The sequence below is a fragment of the Collinsella sp. AF36-3AT genome (assembly GCF_003475205.1).
GTDB lineage: Bacteria > Actinomycetota > Coriobacteriia > Coriobacteriales > Coriobacteriaceae > Collinsella > Collinsella aerofaciens_AF.
This window is the reverse complement of the sequence record NZ_QROZ01000010.1, coordinates 1-24,270: the sequence shown is the minus strand read 5'-3', so window position 1 is coordinate 24,270 and position 24,270 is coordinate 1. Positions and strand designations below refer to the sequence as shown.

Sequence of the window (24,270 nt, the reverse complement as noted above, 5' to 3'; positions counted from 1 at the left end):
GCGCGCCACCTACCACGAGCATCATAGGAGCATGCCCCCCACCACCAGCATGGCAAGCATCGCGAGCTCGGCCCATTGCAGAAACCATCCGGCCAAATCCCCCGTCACCCCGCCGAAGCGGGACAGGGCAACATGGCGGTACCACGCGAGCACCAAAAGCCCCGCCACCGCCATAAAGGCGCCGACGGCCTGAGCGCACGCGACCATCCCTGCAGCCGAAGCCGCAGCGAAAGCGCAAAGCGGCACGACGATCGCCGCGCGCTTCTTCGCAGGCGAGAGCCCCGCGGCCATGCCGTCCGCCCGCGCGGCAGGCCAGCATTCAACGGCGAGTCCCGAAAGCGCGCGGGAGAACACGAGCGAGCACAGAAGCGCGAGGAACGCCCCCGCCGTAAGCGGCAGCGCGGTGAAAAGGGAAAACTGCAGAATAAGGTACACAACAACACCGATGACCCCGAAGGCGCCCGCCCGCGGGTCGTGCATGATCTCGAGCTTTCGCTCGCGCGGGGCCCAACTTGCAAGCGCATCGGAGGTGTCGCAGAGCCCGTCTAGGTGGATGCCTCCCGTCACCGCCACAGGCAGCGCCACGAGCACAGCCGCGACGATGGTCGCGGGCACGCCGAGCAGGTTCGCCACGTACCCCCACGCCGTCATGAGGAAGCCTTCCGCAAGGCCCACCAGGGGAAACGCGGCAAGCGCATGGGTTGACCCGAAATCGGTCCAGGCCGATTTCGGAACGGGGATACGCGAGAACGTTCCGAACGCCGCGCCGATTGCCTCTACTATCTTCACCTTGTAGGTCCTTCACCTTTCATCCACACGGGAATCCCGCATACCACTTCGACTGCGCGGTCGGCCAGCGCCGCCACACCCGCGTTCACGCGCGCGAGCGCGCGCCTCCATGCCTCGGTCCCTTCATCGTAGCGCATCCCATCGGCGAACACGTCGACGGTGACCACCACCGTATACGCAGCGGCCTGAGCGAGCCGTTCAATGCCTCCGAGCACCTCGCGCGCCGCAACGTCGGGGTCACGCGGGGACAAGCCGCCTTCCGCGAAGAGCTCGTTCGCAACCAGGTTGCCCACGTCCTCCAAAAGAAGCGTGCAGCCGCGCGGAAGCCCGGGCACTGCGGCGCCCACGTCACGCGTGCACTCGAGGGTAGAAAACCCCTTGCCCTCGCGCAGCGCCCGATGGCGCGCGATGCGGCGGGCGCCCTCTTCCCCGAAGGGCTCCATCGTTGCCAGGTACACGCGGGGGCCGTCGCGCCCGAGGCACAGGGACTCGGCGTAGGCACTCTTGCCGCTCGCGGCGGCGCCGATGACGAGTGTCACCGTCATTTCCCAGCCTCGAAATGCTCGTAAGCAGCCATGCCAGTCGCCGTGAACGTCTTCCCATCCCGGTACACGCGCAGTGCCGAATCCAAAAGGGGCAGATACGCCATGGCGCCCGCGCCCTCGCCCAAGTGCATGCCTGCGTCGAGGGGTGCCTTTATGCCGAGCTCGCGAAGGAGCTCCTGGCTTGCGGGTTCGCTTGATGCGTGGGTGCCCACGAGGTAGCCCAAGGCGTTGGGGCACAGGCGCGCCGCGCACAGGGCCGCCGTGCAGGATATGACCCCGTCGAGGAGCGCCGGAGCCTTCGAGGCCGCGGCCCCCAGGTAGAAGCCGCACATCGCCGCGATGTCGAAGCCGCCCACCTTCGAGAGCACGTCGATCGGGTCGGCGGGATCGGGCGAGTTCACGTCGATAGCGCGCTCGACCACGTCGCGCTTGCGCGCGAGCGAGGCGTCCGAGAGCCCCGCGCCGCGCCCGACGAGGCTCCGCGCGTCCGCCCGGATGAGCACTGCGGCCACCGCCGCCGAGGTGGTCGTGTTGCCGATGCCCATCTCGCCCGCGGCGAGAAGGCGCACGCCGGCGCGGGCAAGCCCGCACGCGACGGCGATTCCGACCTCGATCGCGCGCACGGCCCCATCGCGAGACATAGCGGGGCCGTGCGCGATGTTGCCGCTCCCCCGCCGCACGTTCGCGCGCACCATGCGCGCGTCTTCTATGCCCCGGGCCATACCCACGTCGATGGGCACGACCTCGGCACCCGCGAACGCCGCCATGCGGCAGGCGCTCGTGGCCCCCTCGCACATGTTGCGCGCGACGGCTCGCGTCACGTCTTGCCCGCTTTGCGACACGCCTTCGGCAACGACCCCGTTGTCGGAGAAGAATACCGCGAGCGCACGGGGGAACTCGGCCACCTCGGCGCTCCCCTGAGCTGCGGAGATACACGCGACGGCATCTTCAAAGTCGCCCAATCCCCCCAAGGGGTGCGCGATGGAGTCCCACGCGGCGTACGCGGCGGCGCGGGCACACTCGTCTGCGGGCGCGATCCGGGAGAGCGCGGCTTCGAGCACGGCGCCCGGCGCCGACGAGAACGCGCGCTCGACTTCCTCGCGGATGCAGGCAAGCGCGGTTTCGGTTGCTTCAGCCATGCCGTCTCCTCTCTGCGAACGACGCTGCGGCAGACGTGAACGCGCGCGCAACGTCGGAGTTAGCAGGATAGTACACATGCGGGAAGCCCGCCACCAGGGACGGGGTAGTCGTCATGCACGGCCAGCCCTTATCGCGCCGGGGCTTCTGCGCCCAGAAGTCGCCGCCCGGGCAGGTGGACTGCCAGTAGTGGAACTCGTGCGCGCGGATGCGTGTGCCGAGCGGCCCGTAGAGCCCGTCGCGTTGGGAAGTGAGCTCCACGTACCCGAAATGGGACAGCCTTCCCCCGTTCTCGCTCGCGCCCTCAAGGGCGCCAGCAACAGGCCAGCGCCGCCCCTCGCTATCGGCGATTTCGCGCTGCAGGTACAGAAACCCACCGCATTCGGCGACCGTCGGCATGCCGGATTCCACCGCGCGCCGCACCGCCTCGCGCATCGGCGCGTTCTCGGAGAGCTGCCGCGCATGGAGTTCCGGGTAGCCGCCTCCCAGATAGAGGGCGCTTGTCCCCCGGGGCAACTCGCTAGCACGCAGGGGGCTGAAAAAGGCCAGCTCGCAACCCAGGTCCTCGAGCGCGCGCAGATTCTCCTCGTAGTAGAACGAGAACGCCTCGTCACGCGCGACGGCAACGATGGGCCGCGCTCCCGCGATCGGCTCCAACCGGTAAGGTTCCTCGCAGATATCGGGTGCCGTCGCCGCTATTTCGAGCAAGCGGTCGACCTCGACGCTCTTTTCCACCAGCTCGGCCATCTTGTCGATGCGCGCGGAGAGCTGCTCGACCTCGTCGGCGGTCACAAGCCCCAGATGCCGGCTTTCGAGCGAGAACGCCTCGTCGGCGGGGATATTCCCCAAAACCGCGACGCCCGTGTGCTTCTCGATCGCAGGCGCCGCGTAGGCGCAGGCAGCGGCGCTCGTCTTGTTCAGCACGACGCCGCGCACGTTCGCACAAGGCAGGAACTCGGCGATGCCGCGGATTACGGCGGCGAGCGATAAAGACGCCCCGCGCCCGTTCACCACTAAAACGACCGGCGTTTCCGTGTCGCGCGCAACCTGGTAGCTGCTCGCGTCGGCCACGCCGGGCGCCATGCCGTCGTAGAAGCCCATAACCCCCTCGAGCACCGCGACATCCGCGCCCGCGGCGCCGCGTGCGAGCAGGGCGCGCAGCGTCGGGGCGTCGGTGAAGAAGCCGTCTAAATTGCCCGAGCGCGCACCCACGACGCGGCGATGAAAGAGCGGATCAATGTAGTCGGGGCCGCATTTAAAGGCCGCGCATGCAAGGCCGCGGCGCGCAAGCGCGCGCAGGAGCGCGCACGTGACGACCGTCTTGCCGCTCCCGCTCGAGGGCGCAGCGACCATGAAGCGCGGGATGGTCGTGCTCACCGGGCGCCGCCTTCCCCACCTGCGGCGTTGCAGTTAGCAAGCGAGACCACCTCAACGGATGGGTTCCCCTCGGCAGAGGGGTCATCCCCGACAGGCGACTCGGCAAGCGCCCCGACTTCGGTAAGCTCCTCGGCATCCGCGCCCGCACCACGCGCGCTGACGAGGAACACGGGGTTTTGCGCCTTCATAAGATGGTGCGAGCCTACAGCCTCCGCGCGGGCGGCCGACACCTGGCACGCCTCGAACCCCTTAAAGCGCGAACCCGAGAGGAGCGCGCACGCCTCGGTGAGCGTCTCAACGGTGACGCATGGCACGCACAGGCGAACCCGCGAGTTCTTCTCGAGCGCCGCCTCCACGATGGAGGAAAGCTCGCCCGCGCTCCCGCCGACGAACACGGCGTCGGGGACGGGCAGTTTCGCGAGCGCTTCGGGGGCGACACCGGGGACCGCATGCACGTTGCCGCACCCGAATGCATCCGCGTTCTCTCGGATGAGCTGCACGCCGGCCGCGTTGCGCTCGACCGCCCATACCGACCCCGCTCGCGCGACGAGCGCCGCCTCGATCGACACGCTCCCCGTGCCGGCGCCGACGTCCCACACGGTGTCGGTCGCGGTAAGGCGCAGCTTCGCGAGCGCGACGGCGCGCACCTCCTGCTTGGTCATGGGAACGTCGCCGCGGATGAAGAGCTCGTCGGGAATGCCCGAGGAAGCGTACGGCCAGCGGGGGCTCGCGGCGCGGGATGCGCCCGCAGAGTCCGCCGCGAAAGAAGCCGCCGCGGGCGCAGACGCGCCGGCCGGCGCCTCGGAGGCTGCGCTAGAGCCCGCAGGCGACCCGGCGCAGCCTGCGAACTCGATAAGCATCACGTTCAAGTCATCGAACGTCTGACCTGCGATTTCACTTGCAGTCGCGCAGGTGATGCGCTCGTCGGGGTACGAAAGGCGCTCGGCCACCGTCACGCGCGCGTCCCCGAAGCCCGCCTGCACAAGCTCGCCCGAAAGCCGCGAGGGGTCTTCCCCGCCCGACGTGGCGAGGAAGAGCTCACCTGCGCGCTCGGCCTCGGCCACGATGTCGCACGCCACGCCGTGAGCGCTCGCGAAGCGCCAATCCTGCCATGGACGCGCGAGGCGCGCGGCGAGATACGACGCTGAGCTTATGCCGGGAATGACGCGCACGTCCACCCGCGCGTCGCCGGAGAGCGCCTCCACCAGGCGGCGCGCGCCGCTGAACAGCCCCACATCGCCCGTCATCACGACCACGGCGCGCTGCCACGACGCCGCATCGGTGAGCGCGGCGACGATGTCCGCCGTCTTCACGAGCTCGCATCTCACCACGTCGGGCGGCACGTCGATGCCGACAAGCGCGCGATGAGCGCCGATGACCACGTCGGCGATGTCGATCGCGTCGAGCGCCGCGCGCGAGAGCAAGTCGGGGTTTCCGGGCCCCGCCCCGATGATCGTTACCTTTCGCATGGAATCTCCCGATACCCGCGCGGCGTGACCATACGGCCGCCTACGCGCTTCGTGTCCGCGTTGCCGACGAACACGGTGGTGAACATGTCGGCGTCGAACTCCCCCAGCTCGGAAAGCCTGCACATGCCCGACTGCTGCCCCTCGCGCCCGATGTTGCGTACCCAACCGCAGAGCGTGTCGGGGGCCTTCCATTCGAGCATAATCTTCGCCGCGCGCGAGAGCCTGTCGGCGCGCTTTCTGCTGCGCGGGTTGTACAAACAGATGCAGAAGTCGGCGCTCGCCACGGCGGCGAGCCTGCGCTCGATGACCTTCCACGGCGTGAGCAGGTCGGAGAGCGACACGACCGCGAAGTCGTGGGCAAGCGGGGCGCCGAGCACCGCCGACCCGCTCTGAGCCGCGGTGGCCCCGGCGATAACTTCCACGTCTACATCGGGGTAGTCCTCCGCAAGCTCCAGCACGGGGCTCGCCATGCCGTACACGCCCGCGTCACCGCTGCACACGAGCGCCACGGCTTCTCCGCTCTGCGCGCGCGAAAGCGCCAGACGGCACCGTTCGACCTCGTGCATCATCGGCGTCGCGAAATGCGCCGCGTCGGGCACGGCGGCGAGCGCGAGCTCCACGTATTTCGTGTACCCCACAACGATGTCGGCTGCCTCGAGCGCGCGCCGAGCCGCAATCGTCATGCCGTCGGGGCCGCCCGGGCCGATCCCCACCACGAAGAGCTTTCCCATCACCGCTCCTTAAACGAAAGTTCGATAGTTACCTTGGAAAACGCGACGGTCACGCCGCCGTGAGCGAGCTTCGGGAAGAAAAGTTTGCCCCCGCCCGCGAGCGCCGCGCGCTCGCACACGTTGTCGACCCCCACCGTCGCGCGAACGAAATCAGATGGCGAAACGCTGCCTTCGACCTGGGACAACTCCTCTGCGGAATACGTCGCAAGCGGGATATTGCGCGCGCGGCAGAAGGCGAGCAGACCCTCCTCGTGCGCCTTCACGTCGATCGTCGCCGCCTCGCGCACGGCCGAAGGCAAGATGCCCGCCTGCCCGCACGCGAGAAGAAACGCCTCCCCGATCGCTTCGGCGCACGCACCGCGGCGGCACCCTATGCCCGCAACGATGCAGGGCACGACAAGGCGAAGCGGCTCGGGCGCAGGCGCCTGCGCCCGCACGCCCGCCGGCTTCCCCGTCTCACCGGCGGGTACGACCTCGCCCGTTGTCTCCGCCACGCGAACGGACGCACCTGCATTCGCGCCAGCGAACGGCGACACGACGATATCGGCCCGAGCGCGGTCGGACGCAATGTCAACCCCCTCAGGCGGCTGTCCCGAAATCGGCATGTCGGAATAGAGCGCCACGCGCCCGCCCGAAAGCAGCCGCGCCGACACTCGCTTGATAGCCTCGGGATTCGAAACGGCGAGCCCCGCACAGCGAGCCCACGTATCCACCGCCCACACGCCGCGGACGTCGGTCGCCGTGGTGATGACGGGGGTGGCCCCTGCCGCGCGTGCCACAATTTGCGCAAACTCGTTCGCACCGCCCAAATGCCCCGACAAAAGCGAGACGGCAAAGCGACCTGCCTCGTCGATCACCACAACCGCGGAATCGTTTGCCTTCGAGGCGGCATGCGGCGCGATCGCCCGCACGGCGATGCCCGCCGCACCCACGAACAGGAGCGCGTCCGACGCTTCCCACGCGAGCGCCGTCCATGCGCGCAGGTCGGCCTTCCCCTCGCCGAACCCGCGCGAAACGGAAACGTTCCAGCCAGGGTCATCTTCACCTGTCTGCGCGCAATCGGAAAGCGCGCGTGCGGTGCGCTCCGCCAACGCATACCCCCTCTCAGTGAACGCTATGCAGGAAACCCTCATCTAGCGCACCACCATCGTCGAGAAGTAGCTGCCCCGATCGGGCACATCGTCGAGCGAGCGGTACACGCGCTCGCCCGGAAGCCCACAGTCCTCTACGAGCTCGGCACCGTCGAAGGCGCCCTCCTCGCGAAGGATGCGCATCGTGTCCGCAAGCGAGCGGCGCGCCTTCATGACCACCTTCGTCCCCGGCCAGCCGATTGCGCGGCGCACGTCGTCGTAGCCGCCGGGCACGATGTGCAGAGGCGACGACATCTCGGGCGTGAGGTCGCGCTCGAGCGCCGCGGCGACCGCGCAGAAGCTCGGCACGCCGGGAATGGCGCGCGCCTCGAACCCGCGGGCGCGCACGTCGGGCGCTATGCGCTGGAAGGTGGCGTAGATGCTCGGGTCCCCCAGGTTCAGCAGCGCGACGTCGCGGACCGCATCCAGGTGCGCGACAAGCTCGCGAACAAGCGAGGCATGCTCGGTCGCGCGGCGCACGGCGTCGCGCGTCATCGAGAATCTCACGGGGATCACCGTCTTGCCTGTAAGGTCGACGGCGCCGCGCACGATGTCGAGCGCGACCATGACCCCGTCCGCCGTCTGCGGTGCGGCGATGACCGGACACGATTCGATTGTGCGGACGGCCTTGATCGTGAGCAGCTCGGGGTCGCCAGGCCCCGTGCCCACCCCGTACAGCACGCCTCTACTCATACGTAGCCCCCAATTCCCCGATAACTGCATCGGCGCCCGACGTGCGGAAAAGCTCGCAGCGCTCGGCGTCGAACACGACCGCGGCGATGTCGCATGCGCCCGCCGCGCGGCGGCGCAACCTGTCCTCGATTGCCGCAGCGAGCGAGGCGCGCGCAGCGTCCCCCACGCCGGCGGCCTCGATTACCTCGAGCGCCGCCGTGGTCGTGACCGACGACATGATCTCGCACACGGTCTTCGCGCCCGCGCCGGCCAAGGCCGCGTGGGCGGCCAGAATCTCCGCGCGGCAGTCGGCGGTACGCGAATGGGTGTCCATGATGCCGCCCGCGACCTTCACCAGCTTGCCGATGTGTCCCACAAGAAGGACATTGGTAAATCCCTCGCGAACGCAGCAATCAATCGCATCGCCCACAAAGTTGGAGATGAAGACCACCGGCGCACCGTTTAGGTGAAAATGCCCCGAGATGAACTGCGCGCCGTAGTTGCCGGGCGTGAGCACAACTCCGCGCCGCCCCATAGCCGCATGCTGCCGGATCTCGAGCTCGATACTGTCGCGCAAGGCAGCGAGGCTGCGCGGCTCGACGATGCCCGTCGTGCCCAGGATGGAAATGCCGTCCTCTATCCCCAGGTGTGGGTTGAAGGTCTTTTCGGCAAGGGCAACACCCTCGGGTACCGAAATCGTCACAGCAATATTTCCAGAAAAGCCGTGCGCGGCGCACACCTCGCGCACCGCCGAAGTGATCATCGCGCGCGGCGTCGCGTTGATAGCGGCCGACCCCACCGGCTGCTCGAGCCCGGGCAACGTCACGCGCCCCACGCCCACGCCGCCATCGACGGAAACTTCCGATTCGCGCGCGGGCACGCCCTTGCTGCCCGCAGCGCCCGTGCCCGACCCCGCATGTTCCACGCGCGCGTACACGAGCACGCCGTCGGTCACATCGGCATCGTCGCCTGCGTCCTTTCGCACGGCGCACTGGGCGCACCCCTCGCCGATACATGCGTCAACCACGTCCGTCTCGACAGGCAGCCCGCCGGGGGTGACGATCGACACGCGGCCGACGGGCTTTCGTGACAAGAGCATCTCGCAGGCCGCCTTCGCCGCGAGCGTGGCGCAGCTCCCCGTGGTATAGCCGCAGCGCAGGCGGGTCGTCCCGGTATATATGTAGTGCTCGAAGGCCACGCTAGCTGCTCGCCTTCCGATACCCCGTGGCAAACGAAGGGTCGTAAAGCTTGCTGCGCTCGTACGACTCCGCTTGCGCGCCGTCGTGCGCAAGCCCGCCGCGAGCTCCGAGCACGCGGCCCACCACCACGAGCGCCGTGCGGTCGATGCCCTCTCGCGCGCCCGCATCGGCGAGCGTGCCCACTGTGCAGCGCACCACGCGCTCCTCAGGCCAGGTCGCCTTGTACACGAGCGCCGCCGGCTCGTCGGAGCTGCGGCCCACGGCCAAAAGCTCGGCGGAAAGCTCGGCGAGCATACCCGAGCTCAGGAAGATGACCATAGTCGAGCCGCTTTTCGCCATGGTGCGCATGCCCTCGCCCGCGGGCATGGGGGTACGTCCGGAAAGCCGCGTGATCACGACCGACTGGCTGATTCCCGGCAGCGTGTATTCCTGGCGAAGCGCCGCCGCAGCACCGCAAAAGCTCGACACGCCGGGCACCACCTCGTAGTCCACGCCGCGCGCGTCGAGCGCGTCCATCTGCTCCTGGATGGCGCCGTACAGGCACGGGTCGCCCGTGTGCAGGCGTACCACTTCCTCGCCCCGTGCATCCGCCGCGCACATCACGTCGAGCACTTCCTCCAAGGTCATGTGCGCGCTGTCGTAGACAACGCAGGATTCCTTACACTCGGCGAGCAGCTCGGGGTTCACAAGGCTCCCCGCCCAAACGACCACGTCGGCCGCGCGCAGAAGACGCGCCCCGCGCAGCGTGATAAGGTCGGCGGCGCCCGAGCCTGCGCCAACGATATGAATCATCCGAGCCTTCCCTTCCCGTTTCTCATCGCAACCGTTTACGCCGCCATTCGCGCAGCGGGCAAAACACGGCGCCTGCGGCGGCAATCGGCGCAAATACGCAGGCAGGAGACGCAATGCAGCCCGCCCTGGCTTTGACACGTTCACAAGTGCCCACTATCATAGTAAAAGTTTCGGCAACGAGCATATGACAATCGGATAAAAGGAAATGACCGGCGCGGCGCCCGCACAGCCCGCGCTGGCTTGCGGAGGGAACCAGGTGGGAATCCTGGGCAAGGGACATTACTGTATAGGACGCGCGGGCGAACCGCCTCGCGCCCCAAGCCAGACTGCTTCGCCTTTTCCTCACGGCATCGCCGTGGCGTTAGCTCCTTGTGAACCCCGAGGGGTGCGCTTTTCTTTCGCTTGTGCCGACAAGCAACTGTCGCCGGGGGACCGGCAAATCGAGGAAAGGAAAAACCATGTCCGACCAGATGTCACGCCGCGGCTTCATGGGCGCCGCAGCAACCGGAGCCGTCGCGCTCGCCGGATTCGCGCTCGCGGGCTGCTCCAACACCTCCGCGAGTTCCGAGAAATCGAGCGAAAAGGAGAAGGCCGCGAAGCCGGTCATCCTCGTCACGAGCTTCGGCACGAGCTACAACGACTCGCGCCACATCACCATCGGCGCCATCGAAGACGCTATCCGCGAGAAGTACTGGCAGGACTACGACATCCGCCGCGCCTTCACCGCGCAGATCATCATCGACAAGCTGAAGAAGCGCGACGGCATCACGATCGACAACATGACCGAGGCGCTCGACCGCTGCGTGGAAGACGGCGTGAAGGAAATCGTCGTGCAGCCGACGCATCTCATGGGTGGCCTGGAATACACCGACGTGAAAGACGAGCTCGACAAGTACGCCGACAAGTTCGACAAAATCTCGCTCGGCGACCCGCTGCTCACCTCCGACGATGACTACAAGAAGGTGGCCGCAGCCATTAAGGAGAACATGGCGTCCTTCGACGACGGCAAGACGGCGCTGTGCCTCATGGGCCACGGCACCGAAGCCGATTCCAACGCCGACTATGCCAAGATGCAGGAAGTGTTCAAGAACGAGGGCTTGACGCAGTTCTTCGTCGGCACCGTCGAGGCTGAACCGACCTGCGAGGATGTTATCGCCGCCGCGAGCGCCGCAGGCTACAAGAAGGCCGTGCTCGCGCCGTTCATGGTGGTCGCGGGCGACCACGCGAACAACGACATGGCAGACGAGACCGACCCCGACAGCTGGGCTGCGAAGTTCGTGGCCGCCGGCTTCGAAGTGACGTGCCTGCTCCAGGGTTTGGGACAGAACGTCGCGGTCGACGACATCTACGTCTCGCACGTGGACGACGCCATCGCCAAGCTGTAAACTCGCCGCGCACGGGGGCGCCGGTCGCGCCCCCGTGCAACGGGCATGCGCCTTTCCCCGACTGACGACGCATGCCCGTTGCATTCGCATCCCGCCCGCCCACCGCACGGCGCGGGCGGTCGAAGCGATTGAAAGGAACCCCTCCATGTTGAAGAAAACCCTCGTCTTCGCCCTGTCAGCGGCGCTTTTCGCGTTCTCGCTCGCCGGCTGCGGCGGAAATTCAATCGACAGCGCAAAGGCAAGCGATGCCGATTCCCAGGAAAAGACCGAACAGGCGGCCGATGCGCCCGAGGGCGCAAGCGCTGCCCCCATTACCGCCGACAAGGTGGCTGACGGCACCTATCCAATCACCGTAGATTCCAGCTCGAACATGTTCAGGATTGTGGACGCCCAGCTCATCGTGGAAAACGGCTCCATGCACTGCGTGATGACACTTTCCGGCACGGGCTACGGCAAGCTCTTCATGGGCACGGGCGACGAGGCTGCCGCCGCGAGCGAGGCCGACTTCATCCCCTATGTGGAAAACGCGGAAGGCAAGTACACCTACGACGTGCCCGTTGATGCGCTCGACGAGGACACCGCCTGCGCCGCGTGGAGCATTAAAAGGGAGCGGTGGTACGACCGCACGCTCGTATTCGAATCCGCCGGCGTCGATCTGCGCGCCGACGCACTGAAGTAACGCCATGCGGTCGATTCTTCCCAAGGGGGAAAACAGGAAGCGCCGCAGCATCGCGGCGCGCGTAATCGCCTGCGTTCTCGTCGCCCTGCTCGCGCTTCCCTTCGCGGGGTGCAGTGCGAGCCCGAACGCGACCAGTGCCACGGCGGGCTCTCAGGAATACACTGTGAGCGTCTCGCTTTCCGGCGGGTCAGGGCGCGCAAGCATCGCCTCACCAACCACAATTGTGAAGGATGGCGACACCTACACCGCGACCATCACCTGGTCGAGTTCGAACTACGACAAGATGACCGCCGACGGCGTGGACTACGCGCCCGTAAACGACGGCGGCAACTCCACGTTCGAGATACCCGTCACACTCGACGAGGACATCGCCGTGTCGGCCGAGACCGTCGCCATGTCGACGCCGCACACCATCGACTACACGCTCCACTTCGACTCATCCACCATGAAGGAGAAATCGGGCGACGATGCAAGCGGCGGCTCCCCTGCGGGAACGGCTTCAAGCGCCGCGGCCGACTTCCACAACGCCGATTTGGGCTGCGGCTGGGAGCCGACGGGGGCGCTTCAGCTTGAATACGCCAAGCACTTCACTGTCGACGAGTACGAAGGCGGCCTGCGGCTTATCTGCATTTCGAACGGGGAGCGCTTCCTCGTGGTGCCGCAAGATGCGAAGGTACCTGATGGGTTGAGCTCCGACATCGCGGTCATAAGGCGCCCCGCCGACAAGGTGTACCTCGTGTCGTCGGCAACGATGTGCCTGGTCGACGCGCTCGATGCGAACGACAATATCTTAATGTCGGGCACGAAGGCCGACGATTGCTCGGTCGCGGGCTTCAAAAGCGCGCTCGAAAGTGGGGCGATCGCCTACGGCGGCAAGTACAGCGCGCCCGACTACGAGCGAATATCGGCCTCGGGCTGCACGCTCGCCATCGAAAACACCATGATCAACCACGCGCCCGATGTGAAGGAAAAGCTGCAGAAGCTCGGGCTCGTCGTGCTCACCGAACAGTCGTCGAGCGAGCCCGAAGCACTCGGGCGCGTCGAGTGGATTAAGCTTTTCGGCGTCCTGTTCGACAAGGAAGACGAGGCCGCGCACCTGTTCAACGAGCAGAAGGCCCGTGTCGAGCAAACGTCGGGGCTCGCGTCGTCAGGTAAAACCGTGGCGTATTTCTACATTAACTCGAACGGGGCCGCCGTCACGCGACGGGCGGGCGACTACGTGGCGCAGATGATCGAGCTTGCAGGCGGCAGCTACGCGCTCGATGACGCGCAGACGGCGTCGACGTCAGGTTCGTCAGTAACGCTCGAAATGGAGCGCTTCTACGCGACGGCGAAGGATGCCGACATCATCGTCTACAACGGCACCATCGACGAATCGGTTGCCACCCTGAACGACTTGGTAGGTAAAAACGCGCTATTGTCGCAGTTCAAAGCCGTGAAGAACGGAAACGTCTGGGTCACAAGCGCCGACATGTACCAGCAGATGACTTCCACCGCCGACATTATCGACGAGCTGCACGGGGCGTTCAACGGCGATGACGCGAGCGACTTCCATTATCTGAGGAAGCTCGGCTAGCACCATGAGAAGCCGACTTTCCATGGCATACGACGAATCGGGGCGCGCCGCGCGGTGTCGCGTCGTGACGGCGCTGCTCGCTGTTGCCCTCATCGTGCTCGTCGGGGCCAACCTGTGCATCGGGAGCGTGCTCGTGCCCGCAGACCACATCCCCGGCATCCTTTCGGGCGGCGCGGCCAATTCCATGGAAAGCCAGGTCATCTGGGAGATTCGCCTGCCGCGCGTGCTTTCAGCCGTACTTCTCGGCGGGGCACTTTCGCTCTCCGGGTTCCTGCTGCAGACGTTTTTCAACAACCCCATCGCCGACCCATTCATCTTGGGCGTCTCCTCAGGCGCAAAGTTCGTCGTCGCGCTTACGATGATCGTACTTCTGGGCGCGAACCAGGCCATGTCCTCGCCGGCCATGGTGGCCGCAGCGTTTCTTGGCTCGCTTATCACCATCGGCTTCGTGCTCCTCATCGCACGGCGCATAAGTTCCATGGCCATGCTCATCGTGGCGGGCGTCATGGTGGGATACATCTGCTCGGCGGCGACGAACTTCCTCATCGCCTTCGCCGACGATCAGTCCATCGTGAACCTGCACAACTGGTCTTTGGGTAGCTTCTCGGGTTCGAGCTGGGACGACGTCGCGGTCATCGCGGTCGTAGTGATCTCCGTGAGCGCATGCGTATTCGCGATATCGAAGCCCCTTTCCGCCTTCCAGCTGGGAGAAGCCTACGCGAAAAGCGTCGGTGTGAACGTCGAACGCTTCCGCGTGGTGCTCGTCCTTCTAGCGAGCATGCTCTCCGCCTGCGTGACCGCGTTCGCTGGTCCGGTGTCGTTCGTAGGCATCGCGGTTCCGCATCTCGTGAAGTCGGCGCTGAAGTCGTCGAAGCCCATCCGCGTGATTCCTGCGTGCTTCTTGGGAGGCGCCATCTTCTGCGCGGGCTGCGATTTGATCGCGCGCACGCTGTTCTCCCCCGTCGAGCTTTCCATCAGCGCCGTCACCGCCATCTTCGGCGCGCCGGTGGTTATCGCACTCATGTTGAAGAAGCGGGTGAGGTAGATGGGGGAATTCGTGCCGCGGCCCAAAACGCAGGCTGACGGAGCGCCGCTTTTCCGCATAAGCGACCTGTCGGCGGGCTACGACAAGAAGGTCGTAGTCGAAGGCGTCGATCTGGAGGTTCGCGCGGGCGACGTCGTGGCGCTCATCGGGCCGAACGGCTCGGGCAAGTCGACCATCTTGAAAACCATCACACGCCATCTTGCACCGCTTGCCGGCGCGGTCGAGCTCGACGGGCGGGAGATTTCCCGATGGAAGACGGCGGAGTTCGCAAGGAACCTTGCCGTTATGCTGACGGATCGCCCCCGGACCGAGCTCCTCACCTGCCGCGATATCGTAGAGACGGGAAGGCATCCCTACACCGGGCGAATGGGCACACTCTCGCCCGACGACCATAGTCGGGTCGACGAGGCCATGAAAACCGCACATGTGGAAGAACTCGCCGAGCGCGACTTCATGCAGATAAGCGACGGGCAACGCCAGCGCGTCATGCTCGCACGCGCCATCGCGCAGGATCCGCGTGTGCTCGTGCTCGACGAGCCCACGTCGTATCTCGATATCCGCTACCAGATCGACCTGCTGCGAATACTTCGCCACCTTGCGAAATCGCGGAATGTGGCTGTCATCATGTCCATCCACGAACTCGAGCTCGCGCAGAAAAGCGCCGACAAGGTGATTTGCGTGAAGGACGGCCGGGTCTTCCGCGCCGGCGCACCCGAGGACATATTCACGCGCGAGACGATTGGCGAGCTCTACGGCCTTCAACATGGCACCTTCAACGAGCGCTTCGGCAGCGTGGAAATTGGGCGCCCGCACGGCGATGCGCACACGTTCGTCATCGCCGGCGCAGGTACGGGGTCGGCTGTGTTTCGCCAGCTCATTCGGCAGGGCAAGGCGTTCTACGCGGGCGTTCTGCACGAAGGGGACATCGACTGCGAGCTCGCGCGCGACCTGGCGGCGGAATGCGTGGCCGAGCGCGCCTTCGAGCCGATCGGGGATAAAACCATAGCCCGCGCCAAAGAGCTCCTCGTCCACTGCGCGCGCCTTATCGTGTGCCCCGCCGCCTTCGGCACCATAAACGCCCGCAACGCAGAGCTCGTCGAGTTCGCACGCTCGCATGGTATCGAGGTCATGCGAGCGTGCGAAGGCGCATCGGAGGATTCCCAATTGGAGTGGGAAGGATAAACTGGACTTTCATTTAAGGATCCTCAGGCTATAGCTCCTACGCCGGCGAGGTCTCCAAGGCGCCGGAGAACCTCGTGAACAGGAATTTCCACGCCGACGAGCCCAACTAGACCTAATCCAAGCGAGATTCCAAACTCGAAAGACCGCTCAACGTCAGATTATTAGCAACCTCCGAGACACGCTCGATAGGAACCGAGCCGTCAGACAGCGCCCACGTGCGATAGATACCGATAATGCCTGACAGCAAAAACGCCAGATAGTAGTCGAACATCTCATCCTTGAGACCTTGGGGCAGCAGATCGCGCTCGGCAATCTCGTGCTCGAGCGGCGCACGAAGACGAGCCATAAAATCATCAAGCGGAATGTTCTCGATCAGCTGACGATTGAGCACCAAGTTGTTGCACAGTGCCTCGTTAACGGTTTTAAAGAAGGTCGCCGCCGCGCCCAGGGCGCGCTCGTTGGTGTCGCCGTCCATGGAAGCAAGCGTTTTCTCGACCGAGTCGACAATCATCTCCACCACATCGACGGCAATGGCATCGAGCAGGCCGTCAACCGTGCCAAAGTGCACGTAGAAGGTTTTGCGGTCGACATTGGCCTCGCGTGCGATGGCACTCACCGTAATGTCTGCCAGCGGCTTTTCCATGAGCAGGCGCTCGAAAGCGGAAAGGATGGCATTACGGCTGCGAACAATGCGGCGGTCAAGACGCGGTTTGCTGGTTGCCATGGGCGTGTCCCTTCGATATGCGGACATTCATCAACAGATGAGAGATAATCTACGTAAGAGGATTATCCCCCATACAGCACAAATATGCCCCGCATCATGAAGAACGCACGACTGTCCTACTGCGACTTAGGGCGCTTCTTCTTATTGAGTGCCGACGGAGATACGCGAATACCATCGCCTGTCTGGCGCACATAGGCTTTATGAGCCGGCTTAGCGGCCCCAGAAGCCTTCTGAGCGTGCTTCTTAGGATCAACGGTAACAGCATTAGTTGGGTGCGGCTTAGTGGGCGCAGAGGGCGTCTGAGACGTGCGGCCGAGTTTGCGCATCACGCGATCCCAGCGCGCATGGATGCTCTCGTTGTGGGCGCTCTTAAGGCCCAGCAGGGGCGCAGCCAAAATGGTCGGCGCAATGAACGTAATGAGGCGCCACAGCAGATAGCCGGCGGTCGAAGCCGACCCAAAGAAATGACCCAAGAACAATGCAAAGCCACCCTCAGCGCCACCAGTTCCACCGGGCAAGGGGACCGCAGAGCTCAGAAGCTGGACAAAGGCGCTCGCGGCCATGACCGAGAAAAAGTCGACCTCGTGGTGGCCAAAGGCAAGCATCAGGAAATACGGCACCAGATAGAAAAACGCGAGCTGCAGCATGGTGATAAACACGGTGAGCAGCATGGAAGAAAAATGTCCGGCCGAAAGCTTGAACTTCTCGGAGAAGGAGTAGATCTCGCCATCGACAAACGTGCGCCATCCCTCGATCTTAGTGGCCGAGACACCAATGCGCTCAAGCCAATTGATGATGCAATGGGCAACGCGCGTGACGGTCTTAGGCATGAGCGCGACGGCGAAGATGCCCAGCAAGATGCAGCAGTGCCCACCAAAGCTAAAGACGCACAGCAGCGTCATGTCGCCATAGCGCTCGGCAAAAAACGGCATGCGAGCAAGCAGAAGGATAGCGCCCCAGGCAACGAGGCCAAACTGGTACACGATAAAGCGTGTGAACTGCGTGGCGCCAGCCTCGCCGACATTTTGGCCCGCCTTGGTCAGGCGGTAGATCTGTGCGGGAGTCGAGCCCATCATCATAGGTGTGAGGTTGCCAAAGAAGATGCCACTCGCCTCGACCGAAATCAGGTCGCGAATGCCGACGGGTGAATTGGGGTCGAGCCATACGGCGATCGCATAGGCCACAATGCCAAAGAACAGATACAGGAACATGCAAAAGCATGCAGCAGCGAGCCACGGCGCTTGGACGCTCGACATGGCAGCCCAGAACTGTCCCATCTGACCGGTTACCACCAGATAGACGATATAACCCACCAGCACGACGCCGATAAAGATGGCGCCGCGGCGTGCGCTCTTATTGTCATCTCCGCCCGAGGCCTCAACCTCGACCTGGGGCTTAGACGTATGCTGAGAGGACTCCGTCATGAGACTCCTTCTAACAGTCAAAATATCTTGGATATTGTACCCGCAAGGACCATAAGCAGAACGCAAAGCTCTGGTTCAAACGGGAATTGCAGACGGTTGTTTGAAAATAAAAAACCCGGCCTTCCATGGGAAGTCCGGGTATCAGATGCGTGGTAGCCCGTACCAGATTCGAACTGGTGATCTCCGCCTTGAGAGGGCGGCGTCCTAAACCGCTAGACGAACGGGCCATAGGGCTCAGCAGAAAAGAAGTGGTAGCCCGTACCAGATTCGAACTGGTGATCTCCGCCTTGAGAGGGCGGCGTCCTAAACCGCTAGACGAACGGGCCACATGACATCTGCACTGCCGTGCTGCGAGGAAATATATTACGGGACAAAAAACGTCAGTGCAAGAAGAAATTCCAAATTGCCGAAAAAATGTCGGCAGGTTATGGAACACGCAGGTAAACTGGGTAGCTAATTCAAGTTGAGATGGACCAAAAGAGCTCCGCGCTCATTGGGTATGTTGTCTTCGATCACGGCGTCGAGGGCGGAGTTGAGTAGTTGGCCTAGCTCGGGCCCCGGCTTCACACCGGCACGGATCAGGTCGCCGCCGTTGATGGCGAGCATCTTGAGCGTATAGGGCTCCCCCGCCTTCAGCAGCTCGTGCGCCATCGCGCGCATCTCCTCAATCGTCTCGACGTAATAGAAGCACGACGGGGCCTTGCCAAGTGTGTCGGCACGCTTGAGGTCCATGAGCTCGTCCATCAGACGCGGCGTGTCGACGCCCTCGCCCGAAAGCGCGCGCATCATATTGAGCAGGCAGGAGCGCTCGGGGCGCAGCGGCTTGTCGTGATATTTGATGAGCAGGCACACGTCGCGCACCAGGTCGTGCGAGAGCGCCAGGCGATCCATAATGACGCGCGCTTTCTTGGCGCCGAGCTCGGGATGACCGTAGAAGTGTCCGCTGCCGGCGTGATCGACCGTAAAGCACTCGGGCTTGGACACATCGTGCAAAAACGCCGCCCACATAAGGCTCGACGAGGGCGCGACGCCGTCGCACAGCGCCAGCTCCCCTGCCACCGTCAGCACGCGGGCGATGTGCTCGTAGACGTTAAACGCATGGTAGACACTGCGTTGATCAAACCCGCGACCCGCTGCCAACTCGGGCACGGCGGCGCAGATGAGCTCGGGATAGCGGAGCATCGCGTCTCCCCCATGACCGGTCGAAAGAATGCCCTCGAGCTCAATACCCACACGCTCGCGCGCCACAGCATCGAGCGACGGCGCACATTCGGCAAGCGCGCGCTTAGTCTCGGGCTCAATCATAAAGTCCAGGCGGCAGGCAAAGCGCACCGCACGCAACATGCGCAGGGCGTCCTCGTTAAAACGACGCTTGGGATCGCCGACAGCGCGAATCAGCTTGCGCTCCAAGTCACCCTGGCCGTCGTAGCGGTCGACAAGCCCGCGCTCGGGATGCCAGGCCATAGCGTTGACGGTAAAGTCGCGGCGCGCCAGATCGTCCTCGAGCGAGGCGGCACGCTCCACACTCTGGGGATGGCGACCATCGGTGTAAAAGCCATCCAGACGGTACGTGGTGACCTCGATACGCTCGCCATCGGAAACAGCCGTGATTCCGCCAAATTTAATGCCCGACTCCACAACCGCGATGCCGGCGGCCTCGAGCGCCGCTTTGGACTCCTGCCACAGGCCGCTGCAGCACATATCAACATCGTGGCTGGGGCACCCCATCAGGGCGTCGCGCACCCAACCGCCAACGTACCAAGCCTCAAGACCAACCGCCTCAAGCGCACGCAGGACGCGCAGGGACGCATCGGACGGTTGCGTACCGTTGAGCGAAACATTGCACATACCTGTGGCCTCCTGCGACTATCAAATTGGCTATCGATTGCGTCTGCAAGAAGTCTAGCAAGAAACAGCCTCCACTGCACACGCAAGTCCGATAAACAAAAACGCATCCGTCCTAGTCTAAGACGGATGCGAAATAATCAAACTATTCAGGAAAGGTGCCGGAACTAGCAGACCTGGCGAACCTCAATGTGCTTCTTATATTCGTCCACCTTGGCAAAATCGCCCAGGCCCGGGCACTCGACCACGTTGGCGCCGGTAGCCATCGAAAGGCGCAGGGCGTCCTCGACACGCTCGGGGGCGTCGTGCCACACGGACAGGAAGGCAGCGAGCGAGGAATCGCCGGCGCACACCGTCGACAGCAGCTTGACGTCGAAGGTGCGGTTGGCAAACCAGATGTGCTCGCCGTTGGAGAAGTACGCACCGGCGCCACCGAGGGTCAGCAGCACGTTCTTGGCGCCCTTGGCGTGCAGCTCGGCCATAGCGCCCTTGACGGACTCATCGTCGCCACCGCTCACCTTAATGCCAAAGATGTCGAGCAGCTCGTCGTCATTGGGCTTGATCAACAGCGGCTTCATGGCAATGAGGTCTGCCAGCTGATGGCTCGAGATGTCAAGGACGAACTCGGCCCCCTTGGCCTTGACACGGCGCAGGACCTCGGCCAGGAAGCCCTCGGAAGTGTTGGGAGGCAGCGAGCCGCTGATGACCAGGCAGGTCATGTCATCGAACGAATCGATGAGCTCAAACATCTCCTGCTCGTTGGTCTCGTTGATGGCGGCACCGGCGTTGACCATGTTGTACTCGGTGTCGGGGCCGGCATTGAGGAACACGTTGACGCGCGTGATGCCGTCGGTCCACACGGGTTTGACGGGCACGCCCAGGGCCTCGGCGCCCTTAACGATAAACTCGCCCGAGAAGCCGGCGAAGAAGCCCAGGATCGTGGTGTCGACACCGTAGTGGTCAAGCGTAAACGAGACGTTGAGGCCCTTGCCGTTGGGCGTGTAGACGGCGTTGCGGGTACGCGTGACGGTGTTGGCAGCAAGGCCGTCGCAGGCGATGTTGTAGTCAATGGCGGGATTTGCAGTGAGCGTGTAAATCATGAATGTTCCTTTCACGAAGCAACGTGTTGATGAAAGTATATTCCACGTAACGACAAAAGGCTATATCAGCTCGGTGAACGGTGTGGAACGCGTGAAGTGCGGCGCCGAAGTTCGGGTGGGACAAAAAACGGCGCCCCGATCAAAACCGGGACGCCGCATGCGCACGAATTCGTCGCTTTTCGCTTACTTGCGATCGAGCTTACGGACAGCAACGCGCTTGCTGTACTCATCGACGTGACCAAAGTCGCCAATGCCCACGGACTCGGCAACGTTAGCGCCGGTGGCCATAGCGAGCTTCATGGCCTCCTCGACGTTGTCGCGATCCCTGTACCACTTGTGCAGGAATGCAGCGAGGGTGCAGTCGCCGGCGCAGACGGAAGAGACCAGCTTGATGTTGAACTCACGCTTGGCGTACCAGATGTCCTCGCCGTTTGAGAAGTAAGCGTCGCCGCGGCTACCACGGGTGAGCAGCACGTTCTGGACGCCGGCATCGTGGGCGAGCTTCATGGCAACGCGGACCTCGTCGTCGGTGTCGACCGGCACGCCGAAGATGGCCTTCATCTCGTGATGGTTCGGCTTGATGAGCAGCGGCTTCTTGTGAGCGAGCTCCTTGAGCTTGTCGGAGGACAGGTCCAGGACGACGTCAGCGCCACGGGCCTGAGCGTGCTCCATGACCTGAGCCAGGAAGTCGGGCGTAGCTTTGGGAGGCACGGAGCCGGAGACGATCAGGCACTCAAGATCGCCCGCGGTGTCCAGGATGTTGTAGAGCTCCTCCTGGTGCTGCGGCGTAATCGGGGCGCCGGGGTTGAGGATGCCGTACTCGTGCTGGCCATCGTTGACGTAGGTGTTGATACGCGTGATGCCGTCGGTCCAGACCGGGCGGCACAGGCAACCCAGGTTCATGACCTCCTCGACGATGAACTTGCCCGTGAAGCCGGCGAAGAAGCCGAGCGCGACGGTGTCGACGCCCATCTTCTTAAAGGCGAAGGACACGTCGAGGCCCTTGCCGTTGGCCGTGTAGCTGGCCGAGCCGGTGCGGACGTTCTCGTCGGGCTCGAGCGGAGAGCTCGAAACCGTCATGTCGACAGCCGGATTAGCGGTTAGCGTGTAGAACATTTACAGTACCCCCTGTATATGTGAGGGCCGCGTGGCCGGCCCATTCCAACCACGCGGTTACCTCTGATACCAAATTAGCGAGCTGCGGACTCGAGCAGCGCCTTGACCTCGGCGGCAGTGTTGCAGGCGAGTGCCTTCTCGGCGAGCTCGTCGCACTCGACCTTGGTCCACTGGCTGATGGTCTTGCGGGCGCGCAAGATAGACGGAGCGCTCATCGAGAACTCCTCCAGACCCCAGCTGATCAGCAGCGGCTCGAGCAGCGGATCGGCAGCGGCCTCGCCGCACATACCGACCATGATGCCGGCCTTCACGCCGCTCTCTATGATGTTCTTGAGCGAGCGGAGCACGGCGGGATAGTAAACCTGGTACAGGTTGGAGATGGTGTCATTGCCACGGTCGGCGCACATGGTGTAGCCGATCAGATCGTTGGTGCCGATGGAGAAGAAGTCGGCGACCTCGGCCAGACGGTCAGCGAGCAGCGAAGCGGCGGGCGTCTCGACCATGATGCCGACCTCGATGTTCTCGTTGAACTTGCGACCCTCTTCGGTCAGCTCGGCCTTGCACTGCTCGACGAGCTCCTTGACGGCCACGACCTCCTCGACGCAGGTGACGAGCGGAATCATGATCTTGACGTCACCGAAGGCGCTGGCGCGCAGCAGAGCGCGGAGCTGGACCTTGTACTGGTCGGGATTGGCCAGGCAGTAACGCACGGCGCGGAAGCCCATGAAGGGGTTGTCTTCCTTGACCATGTGCAGATACGGAATCTCCTTGTCGCCACCCACGTCAAGCGTGCGGATGATGACCGGAGCGCCCTTGAGCGCGCTGGCGACCTTGCGGTAGGCGTTGAACTGCTCCTCCTCGGAAGGAAGCTCAGCAGAGTCCATGAACAGGAACTCGGAGCGGAACAGACCGATAGCCTCGGCGTCGTGATCGAGCGCGTTGGGCACGTCATCGGGGTTACCGATGTTGCAAGCGATGATCTTCTTGATGCCATCGGCAGTCACGGACGGCTTGCCGCGGAAGGCCTCGAGAGCCGCCTTCTCGGCAGCGAAGGCCTCGGCCTTGGCGGTGTAGGCAGCGAGCGTCTCCTCGTTAGGATCGGCCTCGACAACACCCTTGCCACCGTCGACGACGACGGTCATACCGTTGCGAAGCGCGGTGCAGCTGTTAGAGACCGAAAGGACGGCCGGGATCTCGAGGGCGCGCGCGATGATCGCGGAGTGCGACGTGCGGCCACCGGTCTCGGTGACGATACCGGCAACGTGGGCCTTATCGATCGTGGCAGTCATGGACGGCGTAAGGTCGTGCACGACAACGACGGTGTTCTCGGGCAGGACGGAGAGGTCGACGACCTCCTTGCCCAGCAGCTCGGCCAGAATACCGGTGCGGATGTCGGCGATGTCGGCCGCGCGAAGGCGGAACATCTCGTCGTCCATGGACAGGAACATGTTCTCGAACATGGTCGATGTGTCCATGAGCGCCTGCTCGGCGCAGGTGCCGCCGTCAATGGCGGCGTTAATGGCGTCGGTCATGCCCGGGTCCTGAGCCAGGACAATGTGTCCGCTCATGATCTCGGCCTCGGCCTCGCCCACCGTCTCCTTCATGTGGTCGGCCTGAGCCTGGGTCTTATCGCAGAAGACCGAAAGAGCGGTCTGATAGCGCTCCTTCTCTGCTGCCGAATCAGCAACCTCGTGCGGCTCAAACGTCAAGTCGGGATCGACGGCGACCATGACGGTGCCGATACCGATACCCTCGGATGCGTTGACTCCCTGATACATTCCCATTCCTCTCTCCGTGTCATGTGATAAAGCGTTTTGCCATATCCATGACAAAAGAGCGCAGCTACCTTGCTACAGGTCACTGCGCCCCCAAGTATGAACTTAATTGTTCAACATGCGACCCGTTTGAGTTCTACTCGCCAAGACCGCTCTTGATGAGCTCGATGGCGGCAGCCAGAGCCTCGGCCTCGTCAGCGCCGTCGCACTTGACCTCAACCTCGGTACCACAGGGGATACCAGCAGCCATGAGGGCCATCGGGGACTTACCGTTGACCTCCTTCTCGGGGGTAACGACCGTCACGTCGCAGGCGTACTTGCCCATGGTGGAGGCGAAGAGGCCGGCCGGACGCATGTGCAGACCCTGAGGATTGACGAGGGTAGCCTTCTCAGAAACCATAATTGACTCCTTTTTGTGTTTAACCCCTGTCATGTATGCGGCAGGAGTCAGATTCACGACGTTGTTTATATTAACTCACATCAAACGGTTTTTCATTATGTTTCGCACGAATTGTTGGACAGATGTGTTTGTCGTCCGCTTGCTCGCCCACAGGGGGCCGGGCGCGGCCAGTGAGATT

Annotated in this window: 22 protein-coding genes and 2 tRNA genes; 5 read left to right on the top strand and 19 right to left on the bottom strand. The window is 63.9% G+C overall.

All coding sequences use genetic code 11. The features are described 5' to 3' along the window. Positions 1–21: 21 nt before the first annotated feature. The 10 genes from cobS to cobM are packed head-to-tail and all read right to left on the bottom strand — an operon-like array spanning position 22 to position 9,841. Entirely contained in the window at positions 22–789 is a 768-nt protein-coding gene (gene cobS / locus DW003_RS08530; RefSeq protein ID WP_118388597.1) for an adenosylcobinamide-GDP ribazoletransferase, read from the bottom strand. Further along, a complete protein-coding gene (locus tag DW003_RS08525) occupies positions 786–1,334 on the bottom strand; it encodes a bifunctional adenosylcobinamide kinase/adenosylcobinamide-phosphate guanylyltransferase (RefSeq protein ID WP_118388595.1) in 549 nt (182 codons plus the stop codon). The genes cobS and DW003_RS08525 overlap by 4 nt, the downstream gene beginning before the upstream one ends. Then, positions 1,331–2,473 carry a nicotinate-nucleotide--dimethylbenzimidazole phosphoribosyltransferase gene (gene cobT, locus DW003_RS08520; protein WP_118388593.1) on the bottom strand — a complete coding sequence of 381 codons (1,143 nt, stop codon included), beginning with the start codon at positions 2,471–2,473 and terminating at the stop codon, positions 1,331–1,333. Before cobT ends, DW003_RS08525 begins: the two co-directional genes overlap by 4 nt. Beyond that, positions 2,466–3,848: a cobyrinate a,c-diamide synthase gene (locus DW003_RS08515; protein WP_233545556.1), complete on the bottom strand. Its 1,383-nt coding sequence runs from the start codon at positions 3,846–3,848 to the stop codon at positions 2,466–2,468. The genes cobT and DW003_RS08515 overlap by 8 nt, the downstream gene beginning before the upstream one ends. Next, positions 3,845–5,317: a precorrin-6y C5,15-methyltransferase (decarboxylating) subunit CbiE gene (gene cbiE / locus DW003_RS08510; RefSeq protein WP_118388591.1), complete on the bottom strand. Its 1,473-nt coding sequence runs from the start codon at positions 5,315–5,317 to the stop codon at positions 3,845–3,847. The genes DW003_RS08515 and cbiE overlap by 4 nt, the downstream gene beginning before the upstream one ends. Further along, entirely contained in the window at positions 5,305–6,048 is a 744-nt protein-coding gene (gene cobJ / locus DW003_RS08505) for a precorrin-3B C(17)-methyltransferase (protein ID WP_118388589.1), read from the bottom strand. Before cobJ ends, cbiE begins: the two co-directional genes overlap by 13 nt. Beyond that, a complete protein-coding gene (locus tag DW003_RS08500) occupies positions 6,048–7,139 on the bottom strand; it encodes a cobalt-precorrin 5A hydrolase (protein ID WP_233545555.1) in 1,092 nt (363 codons plus the stop codon). Before DW003_RS08500 ends, cobJ begins: the two co-directional genes overlap by 1 nt. A 42-nt stretch (positions 7,140–7,181) precedes the next feature. After that, entirely contained in the window at positions 7,182–7,871 is a 690-nt protein-coding gene (cobI, locus tag DW003_RS08495; RefSeq protein WP_118388585.1) for a precorrin-2 C(20)-methyltransferase, read from the bottom strand. Further along, a complete protein-coding gene (gene cbiD, locus DW003_RS08490) occupies positions 7,864–9,048 on the bottom strand; it encodes a cobalt-precorrin-5B (C(1))-methyltransferase CbiD (protein ID WP_222847417.1) in 1,185 nt (394 codons plus the stop codon). The genes cobI and cbiD overlap by 8 nt, the downstream gene beginning before the upstream one ends. Before the next feature lies 1 nt (position 9,049). Further along, positions 9,050–9,841: a precorrin-4 C(11)-methyltransferase gene (cobM, locus tag DW003_RS08485; protein WP_118388583.1), complete on the bottom strand. Its 792-nt coding sequence runs from the start codon at positions 9,839–9,841 to the stop codon at positions 9,050–9,052. 458 nt (positions 9,842–10,299) lie between these two features. On the opposite strand from cobM, the gene DW003_RS08480 reads away from it, so the two are divergent. The 5 genes from DW003_RS08480 to DW003_RS08460 all read left to right on the top strand — a co-directional run bounded on the left by DW003_RS08480 (position 10,300) and on the right by DW003_RS08460 (position 15,708). Then, the gene (locus tag DW003_RS08480) at positions 10,300–11,226 is read left to right on the top strand and encodes a sirohydrochlorin cobaltochelatase (RefSeq protein WP_118388581.1); all 927 of its coding nucleotides are present in this window, start codon (positions 10,300–10,302) and stop codon (positions 11,224–11,226) included. A 145-nt stretch (positions 11,227–11,371) separates the two neighbouring features. Beyond that, complete coding sequence (locus DW003_RS08475) at positions 11,372–11,905, top strand: hypothetical protein (protein WP_118388579.1); 534 nt, start codon at positions 11,372–11,374, stop codon at positions 11,903–11,905. Between the two features lie 4 nt (positions 11,906–11,909). Further along, positions 11,910–13,481: an ABC transporter substrate-binding protein gene (locus tag DW003_RS08470; RefSeq protein ID WP_118388577.1), complete on the top strand. Its 1,572-nt coding sequence runs from the start codon at positions 11,910–11,912 to the stop codon at positions 13,479–13,481. Positions 13,482–13,503: 22 nt separating this feature from the next. Then, the gene (locus tag DW003_RS08465; protein ID WP_118388575.1) at positions 13,504–14,526 is read left to right on the top strand and encodes an iron ABC transporter permease; all 1,023 of its coding nucleotides are present in this window, start codon (positions 13,504–13,506) and stop codon (positions 14,524–14,526) included. A 12-nt stretch (positions 14,527–14,538) separates the two neighbouring features. Further along, positions 14,539–15,708 carry an ABC transporter ATP-binding protein gene (locus tag DW003_RS08460; protein ID WP_118388573.1) on the top strand — a complete coding sequence of 390 codons (1,170 nt, stop codon included), beginning with the start codon at positions 14,539–14,541 and terminating at the stop codon, positions 15,706–15,708. Positions 15,709–15,820: 112 nt separating this feature from the next. On the opposite strand, the gene DW003_RS08455 is transcribed toward DW003_RS08460, so the two are convergent. The 9 genes from DW003_RS08455 to DW003_RS08415 form a co-directional block, all read right to left on the bottom strand. Continuing rightward, entirely contained in the window at positions 15,821–16,432 is a 612-nt protein-coding gene (locus DW003_RS08455; RefSeq protein WP_022094569.1) for a TetR/AcrR family transcriptional regulator, read from the bottom strand. 116 nt (positions 16,433–16,548) lie between these two features. Then, positions 16,549–17,856: a lysylphosphatidylglycerol synthase transmembrane domain-containing protein gene (locus tag DW003_RS08450; protein ID WP_118388569.1), complete on the bottom strand. Its 1,308-nt coding sequence runs from the start codon at positions 17,854–17,856 to the stop codon at positions 16,549–16,551. A 150-nt stretch (positions 17,857–18,006) separates the two neighbouring features. Further along, a tRNA-Glu gene (locus DW003_RS08445) sits at positions 18,007–18,083 on the bottom strand. 22 nt (positions 18,084–18,105) lie between these two features. Continuing rightward, positions 18,106–18,182, bottom strand: a tRNA-Glu gene (locus tag DW003_RS08440). Positions 18,183–18,309: 127 nt separating this feature from the next. Then, positions 18,310–19,704 (bottom strand): CCA tRNA nucleotidyltransferase, encoded by a 1,395-nt coding sequence (locus DW003_RS08435; protein WP_118388567.1) that lies wholly within the window; start codon positions 19,702–19,704, stop codon positions 18,310–18,312. A gap of 164 nt (positions 19,705–19,868) precedes the next feature. Continuing rightward, positions 19,869–20,801, bottom strand: coding sequence for a 1-phosphofructokinase family hexose kinase (locus tag DW003_RS08430; RefSeq protein ID WP_118388565.1), 933 nt, complete (start codon positions 20,799–20,801; stop codon positions 19,869–19,871). 183 nt (positions 20,802–20,984) lie between these two features. After that, positions 20,985–21,917 (bottom strand): 1-phosphofructokinase family hexose kinase, encoded by a 933-nt coding sequence (locus DW003_RS08425; RefSeq protein ID WP_118388563.1) that lies wholly within the window; start codon positions 21,915–21,917, stop codon positions 20,985–20,987. Between the two features lie 74 nt (positions 21,918–21,991). Next, a complete protein-coding gene (gene ptsP, locus DW003_RS08420) occupies positions 21,992–23,695 on the bottom strand; it encodes a phosphoenolpyruvate--protein phosphotransferase (protein WP_118388561.1) in 1,704 nt (567 codons plus the stop codon). Positions 23,696–23,828: 133 nt separating this feature from the next. Then, the gene (locus DW003_RS08415; RefSeq protein ID WP_022094575.1) at positions 23,829–24,092 is read right to left on the bottom strand and encodes an HPr family phosphocarrier protein; all 264 of its coding nucleotides are present in this window, start codon (positions 24,090–24,092) and stop codon (positions 23,829–23,831) included. Positions 24,093–24,270: the final 178 nt, after the last annotated feature.

Bases quoted from the DNA above. Each gene is read 5' to 3' on its own strand.
- DW003_RS08430 (WP_118388565.1), bottom strand. From the start codon at position 20,801: ATGATTTACACGCTCACTGCAAATCCCGCCATTGACTACAACATCGCC.
- cobM (WP_118388583.1), bottom strand. From the start codon at position 9,841: ATGATTCATATCGTTGGCGCAGGCTCGGGCGCCGCCGACCTTATCACG.
- DW003_RS08525 (WP_118388595.1), bottom strand. From the start codon at position 1,334: ATGACGGTGACACTCGTCATCGGCGCCGCCGCGAGCGGCAAGAGTGCC.
- DW003_RS08470 (WP_118388577.1), top strand. From the start codon at position 11,910: ATGCGGTCGATTCTTCCCAAGGGGGAAAACAGGAAGCGCCGCAGCATC.
- cobI (WP_118388585.1), bottom strand. From the start codon at position 7,871: ATGAGTAGAGGCGTGCTGTACGGGGTGGGCACGGGGCCTGGCGACCCC.
- DW003_RS08450 (WP_118388569.1), bottom strand. From the start codon at position 17,856: ATGACGGAGTCCTCTCAGCATACGTCTAAGCCCCAGGTCGAGGTTGAG.
- DW003_RS08415 (WP_022094575.1), bottom strand. From the start codon at position 24,092: ATGGTTTCTGAGAAGGCTACCCTCGTCAATCCTCAGGGTCTGCACATG.
- cbiE (WP_118388591.1), bottom strand. From the start codon at position 5,317: ATGCGAAAGGTAACGATCATCGGGGCGGGGCCCGGAAACCCCGACTTG.
- DW003_RS08435 (WP_118388567.1), bottom strand. From the start codon at position 19,704: ATGTGCAATGTTTCGCTCAACGGTACGCAACCGTCCGATGCGTCCCTG.
- DW003_RS08465 (WP_118388575.1), top strand. From the start codon at position 13,504: ATGGCATACGACGAATCGGGGCGCGCCGCGCGGTGTCGCGTCGTGACG.
- DW003_RS08475 (WP_118388579.1), top strand. From the start codon at position 11,372: ATGTTGAAGAAAACCCTCGTCTTCGCCCTGTCAGCGGCGCTTTTCGCG.
- DW003_RS08455 (WP_022094569.1), bottom strand. From the start codon at position 16,432: ATGGCAACCAGCAAACCGCGTCTTGACCGCCGCATTGTTCGCAGCCGT.
- DW003_RS08425 (WP_118388563.1), bottom strand. From the start codon at position 21,917: ATGTTCTACACGCTAACCGCTAATCCGGCTGTCGACATGACGGTTTCG.
- cobJ (WP_118388589.1), bottom strand. From the start codon at position 6,048: ATGGGAAAGCTCTTCGTGGTGGGGATCGGCCCGGGCGGCCCCGACGGC.
- ptsP (WP_118388561.1), bottom strand. From the start codon at position 23,695: ATGTATCAGGGAGTCAACGCATCCGAGGGTATCGGTATCGGCACCGTC.
- DW003_RS08480 (WP_118388581.1), top strand. From the start codon at position 10,300: ATGTCCGACCAGATGTCACGCCGCGGCTTCATGGGCGCCGCAGCAACC.
- cobT (WP_118388593.1), bottom strand. From the start codon at position 2,473: ATGGCTGAAGCAACCGAAACCGCGCTTGCCTGCATCCGCGAGGAAGTC.